The sequence below is a fragment of the Nocardia sienata NBRC 100364 genome (assembly GCF_001613205.1).
In the GTDB taxonomy this organism is placed as follows: domain Bacteria; phylum Actinomycetota; class Actinomycetes; order Mycobacteriales; family Mycobacteriaceae; genus Nocardia; species Nocardia sienata.
Genome location: NZ_BDBX01000019.1, coordinates 20,537 through 39,878, shown reverse-complemented (window position 1 = coordinate 39,878; position 19,342 = coordinate 20,537). Strand labels below are relative to the sequence as shown.

The 19,342-nt window shown below is 68.7% G+C and carries 17 protein-coding genes and 2 pseudogenes; 5 read left to right on the top strand and 14 right to left on the bottom strand.

The window, feature by feature from the left end:
- Window positions 1-23: 23 nt before the first annotated feature.
- From NS4_RS11775 to NS4_RS11755, 5 genes are all read right to left on the bottom strand, one after another.
- Complete coding sequence (locus NS4_RS11775; RefSeq protein ID WP_063059567.1) at window positions 24-1,271, bottom strand: AAA family ATPase; 1,248 nt, start codon at window positions 1,269-1,271, stop codon at window positions 24-26.
- A 69-nt stretch (window positions 1,272-1,340) separates the two neighbouring features.
- The gene (gene ligA, locus NS4_RS11770; protein ID WP_084487133.1) at window positions 1,341-3,485 is read right to left on the bottom strand and encodes an NAD-dependent DNA ligase LigA; all 2,145 of its coding nucleotides are present in this window, start codon (window positions 3,483-3,485) and stop codon (window positions 1,341-1,343) included.
- Window positions 3,486-3,819: 334 nt separating this feature from the next.
- The gene (locus NS4_RS11765; protein WP_063059566.1) at window positions 3,820-4,854 is read right to left on the bottom strand and encodes a methionine synthase; all 1,035 of its coding nucleotides are present in this window, start codon (window positions 4,852-4,854) and stop codon (window positions 3,820-3,822) included.
- Window positions 4,851-5,951, bottom strand: coding sequence for a tRNA 2-thiouridine(34) synthase MnmA (gene mnmA / locus NS4_RS11760; protein WP_063059565.1), 1,101 nt, complete (start codon window positions 5,949-5,951; stop codon window positions 4,851-4,853). The genes NS4_RS11765 and mnmA overlap by 4 nt, the downstream gene beginning before the upstream one ends.
- Before the next feature lie 3 nt (window positions 5,952-5,954).
- Entirely contained in the window at window positions 5,955-7,181 is a 1,227-nt protein-coding gene (locus tag NS4_RS11755) for a cysteine desulfurase family protein (RefSeq protein WP_063059564.1), read from the bottom strand.
- Window positions 7,182-7,767: 586 nt separating this feature from the next.
- Between NS4_RS11755 and NS4_RS33870 the strand changes: the two are divergent.
- The 4 genes and pseudogenes from NS4_RS33870 to NS4_RS34030 all read left to right on the top strand — a co-directional run.
- A pseudogene (locus NS4_RS33870) lies at window positions 7,768-8,034 on the top strand (serine hydrolase domain-containing protein); the annotation flags it as partial.
- A 26-nt stretch (window positions 8,035-8,060) separates the two neighbouring features.
- Complete coding sequence (locus NS4_RS34040) at window positions 8,061-8,549, top strand: serine hydrolase domain-containing protein (protein ID WP_157106012.1); 489 nt, start codon at window positions 8,061-8,063, stop codon at window positions 8,547-8,549.
- Window positions 8,456-8,686, top strand: a pseudogene (locus NS4_RS34035) (serine hydrolase); the annotation flags it as partial. The gene NS4_RS34040 and the pseudogene NS4_RS34035, both read left to right, overlap by 94 nt.
- Window positions 8,687-8,764: 78 nt before the next feature.
- On the top strand, window positions 8,765-9,202 hold the full coding sequence (locus tag NS4_RS34030) for an MTB12 C-terminal domain-containing protein (RefSeq protein WP_501193447.1): 438 nt from the start codon (window positions 8,765-8,767) through the stop codon (window positions 9,200-9,202).
- Between the two features lie 257 nt (window positions 9,203-9,459).
- Here NS4_RS34030 and NS4_RS11745 read toward each other — a convergent pair whose 3' ends face one another.
- The 6 genes from NS4_RS11745 to NS4_RS11720 form a co-directional block, all read right to left on the bottom strand.
- Window positions 9,460-10,368: a TetR/AcrR family transcriptional regulator gene (locus NS4_RS11745; protein WP_063059562.1), complete on the bottom strand. Its 909-nt coding sequence runs from the start codon at window positions 10,366-10,368 to the stop codon at window positions 9,460-9,462.
- A 19-nt stretch (window positions 10,369-10,387) separates the two neighbouring features.
- Window positions 10,388-11,647: a carotenoid oxygenase family protein gene (locus NS4_RS11740; RefSeq protein ID WP_063059679.1), complete on the bottom strand. Its 1,260-nt coding sequence runs from the start codon at window positions 11,645-11,647 to the stop codon at window positions 10,388-10,390.
- A gap of 559 nt (window positions 11,648-12,206) precedes the next feature.
- Complete coding sequence (locus tag NS4_RS11730; protein ID WP_063059560.1) at window positions 12,207-13,169, bottom strand: hypothetical protein; 963 nt, start codon at window positions 13,167-13,169, stop codon at window positions 12,207-12,209.
- A gap of 130 nt (window positions 13,170-13,299) precedes the next feature.
- Window positions 13,300-13,446 carry a hypothetical protein gene (locus tag NS4_RS32160; protein WP_157106011.1) on the bottom strand — a complete coding sequence of 49 codons (147 nt, stop codon included), beginning with the start codon at window positions 13,444-13,446 and terminating at the stop codon, window positions 13,300-13,302.
- Window positions 13,447-13,758: 312 nt separating this feature from the next.
- Window positions 13,759-14,691 (bottom strand): phosphatidylinositol mannoside acyltransferase, encoded by a 933-nt coding sequence (locus NS4_RS11725; protein WP_063059559.1) that lies wholly within the window; start codon window positions 14,689-14,691, stop codon window positions 13,759-13,761.
- A gap of 2 nt (window positions 14,692-14,693) precedes the next feature.
- Complete coding sequence (locus tag NS4_RS11720) at window positions 14,694-14,876, bottom strand: hypothetical protein (RefSeq protein WP_063059558.1); 183 nt, start codon at window positions 14,874-14,876, stop codon at window positions 14,694-14,696.
- 449 nt (window positions 14,877-15,325) lie between these two features.
- Between NS4_RS11720 and NS4_RS11715 the strand changes: the two genes are divergently transcribed.
- The gene (locus NS4_RS11715) at window positions 15,326-15,895 is read left to right on the top strand and encodes a hypothetical protein (protein ID WP_063059557.1); all 570 of its coding nucleotides are present in this window, start codon (window positions 15,326-15,328) and stop codon (window positions 15,893-15,895) included.
- Window positions 15,896-16,000: 105 nt separating this feature from the next.
- Here the strand turns inward: NS4_RS11715 and NS4_RS11710 are convergent, their stop codons facing one another.
- From NS4_RS11710 to NS4_RS11700, 3 genes are all read right to left on the bottom strand, one after another.
- Window positions 16,001-16,930, bottom strand: a complete 930-nt coding sequence (locus tag NS4_RS11710) for a lysophospholipid acyltransferase family protein (protein WP_063059678.1) — start codon at window positions 16,928-16,930, stop codon at window positions 16,001-16,003.
- 4 nt (window positions 16,931-16,934) lie between these two features.
- Window positions 16,935-17,762, bottom strand: a complete 828-nt coding sequence (locus NS4_RS11705; protein WP_063059556.1) for a GNAT family N-acetyltransferase — start codon at window positions 17,760-17,762, stop codon at window positions 16,935-16,937.
- A 226-nt stretch (window positions 17,763-17,988) separates the two neighbouring features.
- Window positions 17,989-19,293 carry an NAD(P)/FAD-dependent oxidoreductase gene (locus tag NS4_RS11700; protein WP_063059555.1) on the bottom strand — a complete coding sequence of 435 codons (1,305 nt, stop codon included), beginning with the start codon at window positions 19,291-19,293 and terminating at the stop codon, window positions 17,989-17,991.
- Between the last annotated feature and the right edge of the window lie 49 nt (window positions 19,294-19,342).

The following is a 19,342-nucleotide window of genomic DNA, read 5'->3' as shown; positions in this document are numbered from 1 at the left end:
GCCGTCCCCGCGGCGGCCGGGGTTCAGGACACCGTGAGCGTACTGGCACCGCCCGCGGAACGCCGGACGGTCCAGACACTGGTACGGGTCCGCACGGAGCGGCCGTTGCCCCGGTCCACCAGTGCGCGATCGCCGGTCGTGTACACCAGTTGCGCACCGCGCGTATTGGTTTCCGGGTTCTGGAACAACTGCACGAGCCGATCGGTCTCCTCGACCGTCAGCCGCGCGCCGATATCGTCGACCACGAGCACTTTTCCCGCGTCGAGAGAGTCGAGCAGTACCGGTAGCAACCGCAGCAGGGCCCGGGTCGCCGAGGATTCCTCGGCGAGGGTGAAAACCGGCTCCACATCGATGTGTACGAGCCGCAATCCGACACCGTGCCGGCCGACCATCCGGGTGTAGAGCGCATCGCGCGCATTGCGCATATTGGTCAGTTCGCGGGCCAGCTGCGTGGCATTCAACCCGCTGTCCTGTTCCAGCTGTGCCGCATAGGCCGCCGACCCGGCCGCGCGATCGATCTGTTCGCCGAGTACGGCGATATCGGCGTCGAGGTCGCGCAGGTAGTCTGCGTAGCCGGGATCGTTCTGGGCGATGAGCAGATCGGTGATGCCGAGATCGGCGGACTGCAGCAGGGTCAGCAGCCGGGCGGCGTTCTCGGCGGACCGCGACAGATGTGAGCCCAGCCGCAGTTCGATCGCGGAGCGATCGGCGGGACCGGCCAGCACCTCGAGCATGGTCTCGAACCACCGGTAGGCCGGGACCAGCGCCTCGGCGTACATCTGCCCCGCCAGGCTCAGCAGCAGGGCGTTCGGGCGCACCAGCGGCACCAGCGCGGTGAGCCCGAACCGGGCCGGCTCGAACATCGGGCCGATCCGGATCACCTCACTCTCGCGCTCGAAGACGATCCGCTTCCGTGACCGCGGATGGCTGTAGAGCCATTCGGCGGCGACATCGGCGGCGTCCAAGCGGAAACCGTAGGTGTAGGGCACGCCCTCGGCGACGAAAACCGCCTCGAAATCGCTCGGCTGCCCGGGAAGCGCGAGATGTGGAGCCCGGACCGGGCCGGCGTAGGGGTCCCAGCCGCTCACCGAGTGCAGCACCGCGTCCCGCATATGCGCCAGGGCGTCGACCAGATTGGATTTACCGGCGGCCGGACCCCCGTGGACCGCGGTCACCGGTACCGCGACCGGCGCGGTCGCGCCGCGGGTCAACCGCAATTCCTGTAGATCGGCCAGCGATTTGTGGTTCGACACCCGGAAACTGCGCAACATCCCGCCATCCTGCCGTGTATGGACCCGGTCTCGCAGGATCGGTACCGGGTCGTGTCCCGGCCGCCGCCGCTACTGCGCCGATTCGGCCTCCGCCGCCGGGCCGGACCCGACCGCGTCCGGGCCGGATTCGAGCAGGACGCGGAAACCGGCTTCGTCCAGGATCGGCACCCCGAGTTCCTCGGCCTTGGCGGCCTTGGACCCGGGCGATTCACCGATCACGACGAATGCCGTCTTCTTCGATACCGACCCCGCCGCCTTGCCTCCGCGCAGCAGGATCGCCTCCTTGGCGCCGTCGCGGGAGAAGCCCTCCAGCGAGCCGGTCACCACAATGGACAGCCCCTCGAGGGTGCGGGGGATGGATTCGTCGCGTTCGTCTTCCATCCGCACTCCCGCGGCCCGCCATTTGTCCACGATGGCGCGATGCCAGTCGACGGCGAACCATTCCGCGACGGCGGTGGCGATGGTCGGACCGACGCCCTCGGCGGCCGCCAGCTCCTCCAACGATGCCTGCTCGATCCGTTCCAGACTGCCGAACTCGGCCGCCAGCGCCCGCGCGGCGGTCGGCCCGACATGCCGGATGGACAGCGCGACCAGGACCCGCCACAGCGGCCGGTCCTTGGCGGCGTCCAGATTGCTCAGCAGCCGGTTGCCGTTCGCCGAGAGGCTGCCGTTCTTGTTGACGAACAGCGCGACGCCCCGCAATCGGTCGGCGTCGAGATCGAAGAGATCACCCTCGTCGGTGATCGCACCGGAGTTCAGCAGCGCGACCGCCGCCTCGTAACCCAGTGCCTCGATATCGAAGGCGCCGCGACCGGCCATATGGAACACCCGCTCCCGCAGCTGCGCGGGACAGCTCCGCTGGTTGGGGCAGCGGATATCGGCGTCCCCCTCTTTCTCGTAGGCGAGTTCGGTGCCGCATTCGGGGCAGTGGGTGGGCATCACGAAGGCCCGCTCGTCGCCGGTGCGGGCGTCCACCACCGGACCCAGCACCTCCGGGATCACATCCCCGGCCTTGCGGATGGTGACCGTATCCCCGATCAGAACCCCCTTGCGGACGACCTCGGCCGCATTGTGCAGGGTCGCCATGGAGACAGTGGAACCGGCGATCACGACGGGCTCCATCATCGCGAAAGGGGTGACCCGGCCGGTGCGGCCCACGTTCACCGCGATATTGCGCAGGGTGGTGGTGGCCTCCTCGGGCGGGTACTTGTAGGCGATCGCCCAGCGCGGCGCCCGCGAGGTGGCACCGAGGCGCCGCTGCAGCGACAGCTCGTCGACCTTCACCACCAGGCCGTCGATCTCGTGCTCGATATCGTGGCGGTGCTCGGCCCAGTAGGAGATCCGTTCGAGGACCGCGTCCACGCCCCGCACCAGCCGGGTGTGCGCGGAGACCGGCAGGCCCCAGGCCGCCAGCGCACGGTAGGCCTCGTGCTGGGACCGCGGTGTGAAACCCTCGGTGCGCCCGAGCCCGTGGCAGATCATCCGCAGCCGCCGCCGCGCGGTGACCGAGGGGTCCTTCTGCCGCAGTGAACCGGCCGCGGTATTGCGCGGGTTGGCATAGGGCGGTTTGCCCTCGGCCACGATCGCCGCGTTGAGCGTTTCGAAATCCTCCAGCCGGAAGTACACCTCACCGCGCACTTCCAGCAGTTCGGGAATCGGGAACTCGGTAGCGCCGTTCAGTTCGCGCGGGATGTCCTCGATGGTGCGGGCATTGAGGGTGACGTCCTCGCCCGTACGCCCGTCGCCCCGGGTCGCGCCGCGCTCCAGCTTCCCGTTGCGGTACACCAGGTTCAGCGCCACCCCGTCGATCTTCACCTCGCACAGATAGTGCAGACCGGGACCGGTCTCCTCCTCGACGCGAACCGCCCAGGCCCGCATATCCGCCTCGGAGAACACGTTGTCCAGCGAAAGCATCCGCTCGAGATGGTCCACCGGGGTGAAATCGGTGGCGAATCCACCGCCCACCAGCTGGGTCGGCGAATCGGGGGTGCGCAGATCGGGGTGGCGCTCCTCCAGTGCCAGCAGCTGCTGGAACAGCTCGTCGAATTCGCCGTCGGAGATGATCGGCGCGTCCCGCACGTAGTAGCGGAACTGATGCTCGCGCACCGTATCGGCCAGCTCCTGCCAGCGCACCCGCTCCTCGCCGGCGGCCGGGGCGGGGGCGGCTTCTCCGGGGACATCGTCTCGTTCGATGGGGCCAACGGTGTCACTCACATCTCGCAGGGTAGTCCAGCCCCCCGACACTCCTGGAGCACTGTAACCGCACGTCGCCCGGTATTCCCGGCCCACCGGGACCTGGTATACGGAAGCCTGTGACAGCGGATCACCGGCCGCAGCCACCGATAGCGCCTCACTTCCCGACCGGCCGCGCACCGAGGACCCGTCGCTTTTCCGTCGATCGGTTCACCGCGGCCGGCCCGGCCCAGGTGGGGGACGACTGCCGCCGGAGTCGGCAGCGGTCGCCAACGGAGCCGGCCGGATCACCCGCGACGAGCGTCCCGAAGCCAGGCGGGAGCACGCGGCGACAAGTGCCCCGAAGCCGGCCGGATCAGCCGGCGACGAGCGCCTCCGGGTCCTGCGCGAAGGCCTTCGCGGTATCGACGGCCAGGCGGACCGCGTCCCTAGCCCAGCTCAGCGGTGCTGCGGCCAGGCCGCATGCGGGACTCACCGCCACCCGGCGAGCCAGGTCGGTGCGCGGGAAACCGAGCCGGTCGACCAGTCGGGCGCCCGGTTCGGCGGTCTCGCGCCAGGTCACCGCGGTGGCGGGGCGGGTAGTGGGTACGAGCCCGAGAATGAGCTGTTTGCCACCGTCGAGCGCCTCACCCAGCGCGTCCAGACCGGCGGTGCCCGCGAGTGTCGCCAGATCGAAGCCCAGCGCCGTCGCGGAGGTCCGTCCGAGGAATGCCAGGGGCGGCGGGCTCGCGCAACTGTGCACCACCGTGGGTACTGCCTGCGACGCCAGCACCGTTTCCAGGATCGCCAGCGCTTCCGGCTCCGGTAGGGCCGCGACCGTGTTCAGCACACTCGCCCCGCGCAGGGAACCGGCCAGTACGGCGCCCAGCGACGGCTCGTCCAGTTGCAGCACCACCTCGGCCTCGAGCCGCGACCCGACCTCGGCGATATGCGCGGCCACGCCCTCGGCCAGCGATTCCGCCAGATCCCGTACCGCGCCCCGGTCGGTCAGCACCCGATGCCCACTGGCCAGCTCCACCTGTGCGGCGAGCGTCAGCGGGCCGGGGGCCTGCACCTTCACCGGCCGGCCCGACCCGCGCAGCCCGGCGTTCTCCCACGCCTCCTGGAGCGCGTCCACATCGGTGCGCAGCAGATCGTTCGCGCGCCGCGAGACCGCACCCGGCCGGGCGGCCAGGCGGTAGCCGCGCGGGGTGGTGTCGAATCGCATATCCACCAGCAGCGCGGAGGCCCGGCCGACCATATCCGCGCCTACTCCGCGGGCGGGTAGCTCCACCAGGTGCGGCAGGCCGGTCAATTCGCCGACGATCACCGCCGCGGCTTCCCGGGGGTCGCTACCCGGCCACGACCCCACCCCTGTCGCGACCCCGGCCGGCAGACCGGACGGGTTCATCGTGGTGCGCCGGCGGGCGCGGTACGCGCGGTCGCGCTGATGGTGCCGCTGCCGAGCACCGCGTCACCCGCGGTATCGGGCCGGTACAGCACCACGGCCTGGCCGCGCGCGACTCCGCTGAGCGGTTCGTGCAGACGCACCGCGAGACCGTCACCGACCGCCTCGGCCGTCGCGGGCGCGGTGCCGCCGTGCGCACGGACCTGCACCACACAATCCAGCGGTTCGGTGGGTGCCGCGCCGCCGGTCCAGATGGCCCGGTCGGCCTCGATCGACCACACCAGCAGATCGTCGGCCGAGCCGACGCGCACGGTGCCCGAATCGGGATCGATATCGGTGACGTAGCGAGGTTTGCCGTCGGGGCCCGGCCCGGGCAGGCCCAGACCCTTGCGCTGACCGATAGTGAATCCGTGCACACCCTCGTGCCGGCCCAGCTCCGTGCCGCCCGAGTCCACGATGGCGCCGGGACGGATTCCGATCTTCGCGCCCAGGAACGCTCGGGTGTCCCCGGACGGGATGAAGCAGATGTCGTGGCTGTCCGGTTTGTTCGCGACCGCCAGGCCCCGCTCGGCCGCCTCGGCCCGGATCTGTGGCTTGGGCGTATCACCCACCGGGAACATGGCCCGCGACAGCTGCTCGGCGGTCAGCACCGCGAGAACATAGGACTGGTCCTTGTCCGCGTCCACCGCTCGGCGCAGCACACCGTCGGCGAGCCGGGCGTAGTGACCGGTGACCACCGCGTCGAAGCCGAGCGCCACGGCCCGGTCGGCGAGCGCCGAGAACTTGATCTTCTCGTTGCAGCGCAGGCAGGGGTTGGGTGTCTCCCCCGCCGCGTAGGACTCGACGAAATCGTCGATCACGTCTTCTTTGAAACGGTCCGCGAAATCCCAGACGTAGAAGGGGATCCCCAGCACATCGGCGGCGCGCCGGGCGTCGCCCGCGTCCTCCTTCGAACAGCAGCCGCGCGATCCGGTGCGCAGAGTGCCCGGTGCACTCGACAGCGCCAGATGCACTCCGACCACCTCGTGCCCGGCGTCGACGGCCCGTGCCGCCGCCACCGCGGAATCGACTCCACCACTCATCGCGGCGAGCACACGCATACGCTACGCACCTCCTCTCGCACCGGCCAGACCCGCGGCCCTGGCTCGTTCCACCACCTGCGGCAGTACTTCCAGTACTGCCTCTATATCGGACCGCTGCGAGGTGTGTCCAAGGGAAAACCGCAGCGACCCCCGCGCTTCGCGGGCCTCGACGCCCATGGCGATCAGGACATGGCTCGGCGAGGCCACCCCCGCCGTGCACGCCGATCCGGTCGAGCATTCGATTCCCGCGGCGTCCAGCAGCATCAGCAGCGAATCACCTTCGCAGCCGGGGAAGGTGAAATGCGCGTTACCGGGCAGCCGCCGCTCGTCGTGGGGTCCGTTGAGTATCGCGTCCGGGACGGCCTGCCGCATGCCCGCGATCAGGTCGTCGCGCAGGCCGGACAGTTCCACGGACCGGGCCGGCATCTCGGCCACGGTCTGCCGCAGGGCCGCGGCCAGCCCGGCCACCGCCGCGACATCGGAGGTCCCCGAGCGTAGGTCACGTTCGTGGCCGCCGCCGTGCAGCAGCGGCACACAACCCACCTGGCGGCCGAGCAGGAGAACGCCGACCCCGTGCGGCCCGCCCAGTTTGTGCCCGGTGAAACTCGCGGCGGCGAGCCCGGTGGCGCCGAAATCCATGGGCAGCTGCGCGGCGGCCTGGACCGCGTCACTGTGCATTGGCACTCCGGCCGCCTCCGCGATCTCGGCCAGCTCCCGGATCGGCTGGACCGCCCCGACCTCGTTGTTGGCCCACATCACGGTGACCAGCGCGACCTCGCCGGGATGCGCGGCCAGTTCGGCGCGCAGTGTCTCCGGGGAGACGATTCCCTCGGCGTCCACCGGCAGCCAGGTGACCCGGGCGCCCTCGTGCCGCTCCAGCCACTCCACGGCGTCGAGCACCGCGTGGTGCTCGACGGCGGTGGCCAGAATCCGGTTACATCGCGGGTCCGCGTCCCGCCGGGCCCAGTAGATCCCCTTGATCGCGAGATTGTCGCTCTCGGTTCCGCCGGAACAGAGGATCACCTCGGAGGGACGGGCGCCGAGATCCGCGGCGATCGATTCGCGCGACTCCTCCAGCCGGCGCCGGGCGGCCCGGCCCGAGCCGTGCAGCGAGGACGCGTTCCCGACCTGCGCGAAGGCAGCGGTCATCGCCTCGATCGCGACGGGCAGCATCGGTGTGGTCGCCGCATGATCGAGGTAGACCGTCGTGGGCACACCGCTGACAGCACCCGGGAAAGCCGACTTCATGACCGACAAAGCCTATCCCACCGTTGACCTGCACATCCGTGGGGTCTACCCCCGCTTTCTACGATTTTTCTACGATTCGCACGCGATTCACAACCGTGCAGGCACCACCGACATTCCCCGGATCCATGCGCCGGGTAGGGGAAACTCGGCGCTGGATATACCGACCGCCCAGAGGCCGGGACAGATGGTCCCCCGCCCTGGCCGAGGAGCGCCCCATTGGAGCCAGCCGGCCGGGTTGGTTCATCCCGCTGGGAAGCAGCAAGGGGCCCGTCGACTCCTCTCGCCACGCCACGCGACGTACCGACGGAATCCGGCCGCGCACGCGGGCTGCCTAGGTAGAAGTTCTGCCGTCCCCCACGATTGCTTACTGGCGTGCTGAACAGGGGCCGCGGACAGACGGTGAGTGACCTCGAGGTCGCCGGCAACCCGATACTGCGAAGACTGATCGCAGGCGAGCGCACTCTCACGGCTGACGAATCCTGGACGGCGCTTCGCTGGTTGGCGAAGACCGCCGTCGTGTCGCACCCTTTCCGAGCACTCATCACCACACAGACCGAGCGAGCATGCGGTGACACGAGCAGCGACCATGAGCCCGAAGGGGGTTCCGGTCGAGGCGACTGCAGTGGTCGACCGCGCCGTGCGCGCGCATATGGAGGCCGGGCTGATCCCCGGGGCAGCGGTGGCGATCGTGGACCCGGAACGGGGGAGTTACATGCGGGCATATGGGCTCGCTGATACCACCACCGGCAGACCTGCCACCGTCGATGACCACTTCCGGATCGGAAGTGTCACGAAAACCTTCACGGCGACAGCGGTCCTGCGCGCTGCGGAGCAGGGCAGGTTGTCGCTGGACGATTCCCTCGAAAGTTTGTACCGGGTGTGCCGCACGGCGAGGCGATCACCATCAGGGATTTGCTCGGCATGCGTGGGGGCGTCTACGACTACTCGGCGGATCCGGAGTTCGCGGAACAGTTACAACCGGCAGAGCCCACTTCGGAATGGGGCCGTGGTGATGTCCTGCGAGTCATCGCCGCCCGCCCCGACGCCGCGAGAAGGCCTCGACAGCACGGCAACTATTCCAATTCCGAGTATTACCTGCTGGGGCTAGTGCTGGAGCAGGTGACGGGCAAGCCGGCACGCCAGGTGCTGAACGACCTCGCCGGCGACCACGGGTTGCGTGAAACCTTCTATCCGGCGATCCATCGCTTCCGGTGCCTGCCGCCCGTGGGTACACCTACGCTGGAGACGTTCCCGTCGATGTCACCGAACGCACGTCTCCGGCTCTTTACGGTGCGGCCGGAGCGATGGTGTCCTCGGTCGCGGACCTGGCATCGTATGCGTCGATGCTCGGCCGAGGTGAGCTGTTGAAGGAGCCGACTTTCCGGGCTCGGACAGCGTTCACCGATATCTCGACGCCGGGAGGTGGAACGTACCGGTACGGTCCGGGGCTGGCGCAGGACGGTCGTTGGTTGTCCCATGAGGGATCGGTCCTCGGTTATACGACCCAGATCGGCTATCTGCCCGAACGCGACGTCAGTGTGGTGGTCGTGGTGAACCAGCACACCCTGCCGGGGACACAGTTGATGGTCGATGCGCCGAGTATCTGGTCGGCCATCGTCGACGATCTCTACCCGGGCACCCGCCGTCCGGTCGAAGTGCCGACAGAGCCCACGCCGCCGCTCCCGACGGTCGCCGAAATGGATTCACAGATCAAGGAGGTCTTCGATCCGGGTGTTCCGGCCGGAGCGAAGCGTATCCGCGTTGTCGACGACGACAAGGATCCGAACCTCGTCGATCGAATGGCATCGTTCCAAGCCCAGTTCTCATTGCAGGTGAACGTGGACCGGGTCACCTTGATCCGACCGAATATTCTCTTGGTGACGACCAGTACGACCAGCAGCGCGGGAACAATGCCTACCGTTGTTCCCCTCGTCCCGCGTGAGGGCAAGTGGTGGCTGCCGACCTGGTGGGTATGTGTGGCGGGAGGGCCCCAGGCCCACGCCTCGGTGGCCTGCCGATGACAAAACGCGGAGGTCGGCTGCGGCGGCCACTGCTTGGCATAATCGAACTGGGCGACTCCCCTGCCCGCCACCGTCTCCACAACTCGTCCTGGCCGGCAGGTGACAACCCGTAGTCCCGCACCGAACCCTCCACGGCGACATAGCCGTCCACGCGGTGATGCAGTGACCGATTGAGCCCAAGATCGGTCACTGGACACCGGGAAAGGGGCGGTCATGGTTTCTCGTAGCGTCTCATCGCCGGGGGCCGGGTCTGTCGATCAGTGCCGCGGACCGAGGTGTGTCCGCGGTCTTCGAGTCATCGGCGGTGTCATCACGATGGTCAGGCCGTCGAGCAGCCGTTCCAGTCCGAACGCGAACAGTGATTCCAAGTCCACTTCTGTGTTCGGTTCGGTGATCTGGGTGATCAGCGCTCGGTCGACGGCGAGCCGGGCAGCGCCCCATTGTTTGCTCGTCATTCCGGTGTCCAGTTCGGCGCGGGCTTCGCTTTCGATGTTCATCGCTGTGCCCCGCACGTAGTTGACCAGGGTGGCGTAGACGTGGAGCCGGGTGGAGGAGTCCAGTTCCAGGCCGTCGAAGGCGCGTAGCGTCCACAGTCCGTAGGCGATCATTGCCGGCAGGGTGGCCGGCCGGGTGATGGACACCAGCGGCGGCACCCATGGATGACGCTGGTAGACAATCCATTGCAGGCGTGCGGCCACACGCAGATGTGAGCGCCACCCCTGGGCCGGTTCGGGGTAGTCGATCTCGGCGAAGGCGGCGTCCGCGAGCAGTTGGGTGAGTTCGGCGTCGGCGTCGAGGTGGCGGCGCAGCGTCATGGTCGCGACGCCGAGTTCGGCGGCCACTGCCCGCAGCGACAGTGCTGCCAAACCACGGCTGTCGGCGATCTGCATCGCCGCACGCACGATCTGCTCGCGTTCGAGCCCAGCGGTGGTTCGCGAGGGCAACCGGCGCGCGGCGACCACGGCGCCGACGCGGGAGGTCGATTCGATGGCGCCCGAGTGTTTCAGCGCGGCCAGGGCTTTGGTGGCGGTGGCGATGGCGACGCCCCATTCGCGCGCGACGGCCCTGGTGGTGGGAACCGGATCACCCGGCCGCAGCTCTCCGGCGGCGATGCGCCGCTCGATCTCGGCGACGATTCGAAGGTAGGGCGGTCGGGGATCGGTCACACCATCATGCTGGCACGAGTCAGTGGTCGGGTAACCAGTTGCCGTGCAGGCCCAGCGGTACGCGGGCGGGCAGGTGGATACGCGCGACGGGTTCACCGGTGAAGTCCTGAGCGGCCAGCACGACCAGATCGGCGGCATTGCGGTGCGGATCGTGGACATAGGTGAGCAGATATCCCTCGTCTTCGCCCGGCCCGGTGGCCGCGAACACCGCCTCGCCCACGGTTTCTTCCGCCCCGAACGCGCGCACCTCCGCAGTGCCCCGCGCAAAATCGTGTTTGACCAGCGCGTTGGTGAAGGCCTCGTCCGGGGCCGCGCCCTCGGATGCGAACGGTATCCCGTACAGGGCGGTCGCGGCGGAGTAGCCGTAGCGGTGTGGGCGTGCGGCGTAGGCGTCATTGATCCGGGGAAAGTCCTGCGGCCGGTCGTCGATGCGTTGCTGCCCGACCGTGCCGGTGGTGAGGGTCCAACGATCCAGCACCGGCCGGATCGCGCCGGGATCGGCGGGATCGAATGGGCCTTGGGCGGTGACCAGGTCCACGACGACCGAATCACCGTCGTCGTAGGCGTTGAGCGTATGACTGACATGCACCGGGTCGATCTCGTACCAGCGCACCTCGCCCCCCGTCCGCGGCATCACGCCCACCCGTGTGGGGTGCTCCGGTAGCCATCGGCAGTCGAATCCGTCGAACCCCAGCGGAGTATCCCAGAGCACCACATGGTTGCCGGTGAGAGCGAAGTCGTGCAGAAACGGGGTCCGTGTCATCTCGATCGGTACGGTGCGAACCACCGCCCCCGCGGTATCGGTCACGATGTACTGCACGAAATCTCGGCCGGGCATATAGGACAGGGAATGCAACTCCCCAGTCCGCGGGTCGTATTTGGAATGCGCTCCTGCGGTGAACCCCTCCGCCGTCGCTCCCAATTGGCAGAATCCCACAGTGTTCAGCTCGTCGTCCAGCAGCGCCGGCGGCAGTCCGCCCTCCGCCATGGCGAATGTCTGCCCCGCGTGCTCGATCACATGCACCATGGGCGCGAATCCCGGGACCCGCACGAAACGGTTGCGGTACCACTCCGCCCGCCCGTCGCGCAGCCGCACCCCGTGCACCATCCCCTGCCCCATCCCCCAGACATGGGTGCCCGCATCCTCCACGCCCACCGGGTTGGGACCGTTGCGCACATACCGGCCACCGAGTTCGGCCGGGATACGCCCGGTCACCGGCAGATCATAGGCCGTGACCTCCACCTCTACCGGCGCGAAATGGCCTTCCAGATACTTCATGAGAACACCGTAGAAACCGGCACCCCATAGACGCTCCCGCACACCGCGACCACCACGCTGTGCACTAGTACAAACCGCCGGAAACGCCGTTACCGATATAGTCCCGTTCGCCCATGTCGGGTGCCCGAGGTTGCCCGCTCAGTTCGAGCGGCCCAGCGGCAATGTGGCGAATCGGTGAGTGGTCCAGACCGGTGTGCGCGGACGGCGTCGGGATGGAGTGTGCCGAATACGGGCAGGAAGTCGAGGCTGTGGGAGGCGCCCTGCTCGCGGTTGAAACTCCAGCACAGTTCGTAGAGCCAGGCCCGTCCACCGCCGGCGTGCTGTGCGTCGGCGAGGTGCACGGTGGGCATGCGGAACAGCCAGTCGGCGTGAACGAACTCGTAGAGTTCGGCTGCGGCCCGCGCGCCTCCATGACGGGGCATGTGGTTACGCCGCAACCGCGTGTTCGTAATCAGGGTATTTATGAACGGATATCAATGGATAACCACTGTTGACCAGCGATTATGCCGACGATCACTGTTCAGGAAGATATCGGTTTATGAACACTGTTGCCGGTGGCTCAGCTGAGTCCGGCGATTTCCTGGGCGATCGCGGCGAGGCGGGTCTGGGCAGCCGATACGACACCATGACGGTTCTTGTGGGCTTCCTCATGGGCGACGATTGCTCGGATATCGGCGGGGTCGGTGAGTTCTTTGACCTCGGCGACGGCTTGACTGACGTTCAGTTCGTCGTAGTCGTCGATGGGCAACTCATCGGATTCGAGGACACCGGTGGTGGTGCGGATCGAGCGAAACGCGTCGGCGGCGGTGTCGGCGCCTTCGCTGCGGGTGACCAGCTCGGCGGTTTCGAGGGCGGCGTCACGGGAGGCCGTCAGGGTTTTCACGGCGACATCGCCCGCCCGCGCGCCTTGGGCGAACAGTCCGCCGAGCGCGGGTGAGGTGGCGCGGACGGTGCCCAGGGCCCGGTCCAGGCCCCGCGCGGACCAGGTGGCCGGGAGGTTGACCAGCTTCACCGCGGTCCCGGCGGCCGCCTGCAAGGGAGTACGGCGAAGCGCCGCGGGCCCGCCTAGGGCGTCCTCGGCCAGGACTATGGTCAGCCAATCCACGGTCGCGGAATGCGCGGTGATCAGACGATCCGCCAACGCCACCACATCGGTTAGTTGCGCTGTAGTCGCCAGCGCTTTGATGTATCGGGCGCGATCGAGGAGTTGATGTTCGAGGGCGAGGTCGCCGAGCAGGGCCTCATCGAACGGTTGAGCCTGTTCGACCATTGCCTTGACCGCGGCCGAGGCGCGGCCGAGAAAGGGGCCGACTACGTCCGGGGCATTGCCCAGATCGCGGATGGCGGCCTCGATGGCTTCGACGCGGGCGCGGGCGTTGTCGGCGTTCTCGGACAACTCCCGGCGCACCGCGTCGGTGCGGGCCTGGGCGGTACGAGTCTCGGCGACCTGGATCTCGGTGTTGGTCAGAGCGAGGACGGCGCGCAACTGCGCCAGCAGCGTAGTGGTGTCGGGTGTGCTCATCGAAAACCTCATCCCTTCGGCGTTGACAGCATCGGATGGGCGCAACGCTGCACCTTCGGCGGGCTTACCCAGCAATACCGGCGAGTAACCTGCCTTTCCTGAGGCGCGCCGTCCCTGATTCGGAACCGGCCTACCTGGAACCGGCGTCCGGGCGGGTGGTGGCGTCCGGCTCGGGCACCGCGGTCAGGAACACCGGTTGCGGAGCATCGGCCGGTATCGCGTACGGCTCGGGTTCGGCCGGGACGTGACTGAACAGTCCAGCATTGTCGTCGTACATGTTCGTGCTCCGATCTTCGGTGTGCGCTGCCGGTGGAGGTCGCGGCACGCAGGGTCGAGATGCGCGTCCCGTGGTGGTCGGGACGACCGGCGGCCCGGGACCTTTCGGGGATACCCATCCGAACCCGAGGCCGCTCCGCGCCGGACCGCCGAGTGGAGCAACCCGTCGCCCGGAGGTAGCGGGGGCCCGGCGGATACGGGGCAGGGCGGCGATGGCGTCCTGGGACTGCGGCAGTTCGAAAGAGGTACCCGGCCGGGTTCGCCTGTTGTCCGGCGCGTGATTCAGTAGAGAACAGCTGTCAGGAGTCGGCGCTTATTCCCCCTGCTCGGGGGCGGCCGACGTGGGCGAATGCGGCGCCCGCCCGATCGGCCTCGGCGCCGCCCCGTCATCCGTCCAGACCCGCTGCAACATGTGCCAGTCCGCGGGATGGGCGGTGATGCCGGCGGCGAAGCGGTCGGCCAGCTCCTGGGTGGCCTCCCGGACTCCACGGGAGGTGTCGATCGGATTTCCGACCGAGAATCCCCATCCGTGCGCCGTGAACCAGCAGTGCACGGGCAGCAGCGGGGCGCCCGTATCGATGGCCAGCCGTGCGGGACCGGCGGGGAGCCGCGCCGGCGCACCGAAAAAGGTCACCGGCACCCCTCGGCCGGACAGATCTCGCTCACCGAGCAGACAGACCACGCCGCCTGCGCGCAGCCGTTCGGTGAGCAGCCGGAACGGGGGTGTGTCGCCGCCGGTGAGCGGGATGATCTCGAAACCCAGCCCCTCCCGGAAGCGGACGAACCGGCGGAACAGCGACTCCGGCCGCAGCCGCTCGGCGACCACGGTCGGCGTACCGACCCGCTGCACGAGCCAGACACCGGCGAGGTCCCAGTTCCCGCTGTGCGGCAGGGCGATCACCACCCCTCGGCCGGCGGCGTACGCCTCCCGGATCCGGTGGAGCCCGGTGGCCGAGGACTCGATGGTGTCCGCCAGTGCCTGCGGATCCATCGCGGGTAACCGGAAGGCCTCCCGCCAATACCTGGCGTAGGACCGTAGATTCGCCCGGATCAGCGCCGGCGGAACCTGCGCGGGATCGACGCCGAGGACCCGGCCGAGATTGCGCCGCAACTGGGCCGGGCCGCCGTCGCGGCGCGCGATCCGGTCGGCGGCCGCGTCGAAAAGGCGCACCGCCCACCGGTGCGGCAGGGCCCGCACCAGCCGCCAGCCCGCCGCATAGCCGAAGTCCTGCACCCGGCCGGGCATCGCTACTCGGTACCGGTGTCGGACACGGAGGGATTGTCGGTCTCGAGTGCCGCGGTCAGGAAGACCGGACGGTGATCGTCGGCCGGTAACGCGTAGGGCTCGGGTTCGGTGGGGACGTGACTGAACAGCCCGGGATGGTTGTCGTACATGGTCTTGCTCCGATCTTCGGTATGCGCTGCCGCCACGAGTTCCGTACGGCAGAGGTCGAGAGGGGTGGGTCCCGCACCGGCGGTCCGGAGTCGGATCGGGGCCGGGACCTTTCGGGGATACCCATCCGAAACCCATGGCACTCGGCGCCGGGCTGCCGAGCGGAGCTTCCGTGGACCCGGGGGGGCAAGTCGCGGCCGGGTCCTGCGGATTCGGCAGCCGGACGGCTGCTCCACGGTGTTCCTCACCACCGTAGCCGGATATGCCATCGCTGTGTCCCGCACGTCGGAAACCCGGGTGGCGGCGCGGCGCGCGGCCGGCGGGAGACACCACCTGTTCACCGGCCGTGCCGATCACCCCGCTTGACACTAACTTGTTGAATGTACCGTTATATAGCGGTACGGTGACTGTTGTATCAATAAGCACTCGCGAAGTGCGATCCGCCCCGGACAACGAACGGGGGCGTGACCGAGTGAGGACCCCGCCGATGAACCGAAATCACGAACAGCGCGCCCGCCGTCTCGCGGCGCGGATCGCCGCGCTCGCCGTCATCACCCTCGCGCCGCTGGTCGCCGGGGCCGGACCCGCCCTCGCCGATCAGATCGGCGCGACCCACATCAGCAGCGATTCCAGCGACAGCTTCGGCGATGGCTCCGGCTGGGACAGCAACGGCTGGGACGACAACGACCATCAGGCCTGGGACGGCGACGACTTCGGCGACGACAACGATTTCGGCTGGGACGACAACGGCCACTACGGCTACAAGGACCACCACCGGCAGGACTACGACGGCTGGGAGGACCACCTCAACAGCGGCGACAACCAGTACCCCGACCGCGATTCACACAACGACCGCGGCCGCGATTACGACCGGCCCGCGGATTGGGACCGCCACGAGAATCCCCGTGGCGGCGGGGGCGCGCCGCCGAACTGGAATATGCCCAACCCCTATATCCCGCCGCCCCCGCCCAGCCTGCTGCCACAGGTTCAGCTGCCGGCACTGCCGCAGCTGCCCTTCGCCCTGCCCGCTCTGCCGGGCACTGGCAGCGCCCGCTGACACACCGGCAAGTAGCCGTTGAATAGCGGTACGTAACCGAGCGAGTCGCTATATAGCAGCAGAAGGCCGGGCTCACCCCGGTAGGCCCGGCCGGAACCGCACGGATCAGACGGGGGTGACCGCCGCTCTCGTCAGCTGCCGGCCCGCTGCCGCCAGCACCGCGTGCGCGGCATCCGAGAGTTCTTCCGCCCGCACCGCTCGCTCACACCGGCGGGCCAGCTCTCTGCGGTCGGTGCCCGCCTGTTCCACCGGCGCCAAGACCACCTCCGCCGTCAGATTCCGCGCCCGCAATACCCGAACGATCGAATCGACCAGGGTGTCCTCGCCCACGAAACCCGGGACGGTGGACCGGTTACCGTGCGCGTCCAGGTACCGCAGCCGGACCGGCTGCACCGGGGTCGCGGTATCGACCGCGGCCTGGAACAGCGCGGGCCGCAGTGACCCGTAGGCACGGCCACACCAGGTGGTGCCCTCCGGGAAGAATCCGATCCGTTCCCCCGCGGCGAGCCGGTGCCCGACCTGCTCGATCACATCCGGCAGGCGGCGCAGGCGTTCCCGCTCGATCGGGACGATCCGCATCACCCGGGCGAGGGCGCCGAGCACCGGCCAGTCGATGAGATCCGCCCGCGCCACGAACGCGAGCGGCTGCACCGAGGCGAGCACGACGATATCCGCCCAGCCGATATGCCCACAGGCGACGAGTACTCCGGTGCCCGGCTCGGCGTAGCGCGGCCCGATCGCCGCGGCTCCCGTGCGCCGGTCCATCACCCGCAGCCGGATACCGCATGCGCGCAGGAGGGTCCGGGCAAACCGCCGCTGCACCCCCGAACGCCGGGACGCCGGGGTGACGAGGTGCGCGAACGGGTAGGCGAGCAGCACCGAGACGGCCCCCATCCCGCGCAATCCGGCCCGCACGACACCGATCTCGGGGCGCTGCTGCACACAACCGGTCCCACACGGGCTCACCGGCATCCAGGCGTGCGGGGCGGCAGCCTTCGCCGGTGGCCGGTCCACCTGCTGCGCGACGGTTTCCATCACGTCACCGCCCGCCGTCGAAATTCGCGGCCGCACCGCGCAACCGATCCAGATACCGGGTGTTGATGGTGTCGAGTCCCAGCAACACCACGAAATCCGCCACGGCGAAATCCGGATCGTGCGCGGGCTCCCCGCAGACCTCGGCGCCGAGCCGCAGGTAGCCGTTGAGCAGCGGCGGCAGTTTGGGGCGTCCGGGGGCGGGCAGCTCGTCGAGGGTCACCCCGTCGACAACTACGGGACGATAGGGGCGGACACGCTTGCGGGGCGCGCAGGCGTGTTTGCCGAGCAGGAGATCGCGGACGCCGCGCACATTGACCCCGGCCGGGTCGCCGGGGCTGTTCTGCATGGGGACCGAGGCGCATCCCATCACCCAGTCGTAACCGGTGAGCTGGATGTAGTGCAGGATTCCCGCCCACATGAGGGTGAGCACCGAACCGTTGCGATGGTCGGGGACCACGCAGGCCCGGCCCATCTCCACGATCCGCATACCCGCCGGGTCGAGATTCGTGAGGTCGAATTCGGTGGCGGTGTAGTATCCGCCGGCGGCAGCGACCTTGTCCGGCGGCAACATCCGGTAGCACCCGACGAATTCGCCGGTGGCCTCGTCGCGGACCAGCATATGGTCGCAGTGCTCGTCGAAACGGTCCGCGTCCAGCCCCGTGCCGTCGTCGGGGATCCGGAAACCGGGCTCATCGGCGAATACGTTGTACCGCAACCGCTGCGCCGCGATGCGATGGTCGGTGTCGGAGGAGACGATCAGGGCGTATCGGGACCGGTGATCCTCGCCGGCGGCCGGTCGAGCCGGAGCCGTCGGGACGGACGTAATAGCCATGCTGCCAAGCAGGCCAGCCCGATACGGCGTCCGGGCGACCGTCATATGTCGCGGACATGCCGGTTCGGTTAACGAGACGCAGGTCATACCGGGCGTTCACCGCCCGGTACCCGCGCGTTCGCGTGAACAGCGAAAACGGCTCCGCCGTTGGACTGCGCGCAACCTGGAATTCGCCGCTCGGACGCGCCGCGGGCGGGCCCGTCCCACGGGCCCGCCGCAGGCGGTGCTAAGCGACGAAACGTTCGGGTTCGCGCACCCGTTCCAGATGTTGCCGGTCCACCTCCTGGAATCCCGGCCGCCCGGTACCGATGAACGCCACCAGCCACGACAGGACCGCGGCGAACCGGTTCCGGAAGCCCACCAGGTAGAACAGGTGCACGGCCAGCCAGATGAACCACGCGAACACACCGCGGAAGGTGATCTTGTCGTTCAGCTTCGTGACGGCGCTGAACCGGCTGATCACCGCCATGCTGCCCTTGTCCCAGTACACGAACGGAGTGCCCGGGTGCTTGTCGCGGCTGATGATGTCGGCGGCGTGCCGCCCCTCCTGCATGGCCACCGGCGACTGACCCGGATAGCCGTTCAGCGAGGTCATATCACCGATCGCGTAGATATCGGCATAGCCGCCCACGGTGAGGTCGGGGTTGATCAGCAGCCGACCGGCGCGGTCGGTCTCACAGCCGGTGGCCTCGGCCAGCAGTTTCGCGAAACCGCCCGCCTGTACGCCCGCCGACCACACGATGGTCTCGGCGTCGATCTGCCGCTCGGCGCCCTCTTTGTCCTTGACCGTGACGTGCCCGTCCTCGATATCGGTGACGAAGGTGCCCAGCAGCACCTCGACACCGCTGCGGGTCAGCGATTTCTTCGCGTACTCCGACAGCCCGCCGCCGAACGGCGGTAGGACGGCACCGGCGCCCTCGACCAGGGTCACCGAAACTTCCTCGTGGTAATACCGCTTCGCGAGTTCCTTCAACTGTCCGGCGACCTCCACACCGGTGGCCCCGGCACCGACCACGACGAACGACAGCAGCCGCCGCCGGGTCGCCTCGTCGGCCTGGGCCGCCTCGCGGAACACCCGTGAGATCTGGGCCCGGAGCAGCTTGGCGTCGTCGATGGTCTTGAGCGAGTAGGTCTTGTCGGCGAAGTCGTCGCGGCCGAAGTACGACTGGCTGGCGCCGGTGGCCGCGATCAGCGATCCGTAGCGGATCCGGCGGACCTCGTCACCGCTGCGGTAGGTCAGGATGGCGGCGTCGGGCTCGATCGCGGTGACCTCGCCCAGCCGGACGTCGGCTTCCTTGTGCCGACGCAGGATGTTCGCGATCGGGGGTGCGATCTCCGCGGACGCCAACACCCCGGTGGCGACCTGATAGAGCAGCGGCTGGAACAGGTGTTCCGGCGTGCTCGAGATCAGGACATAGTCCACTCCCGCTTTGGCCAGTTGTTTGGCCGCGGCGAGCCCGCCGAACCCCGAACCGATGATCACGACGTCCGCGTACTCGATGCCGGCGCCGATCTCAGTGACCTTGTGCATGACAGCCTCCTTCACTCATTAGGAACCGTCATCCGTAAGGCAGATATTT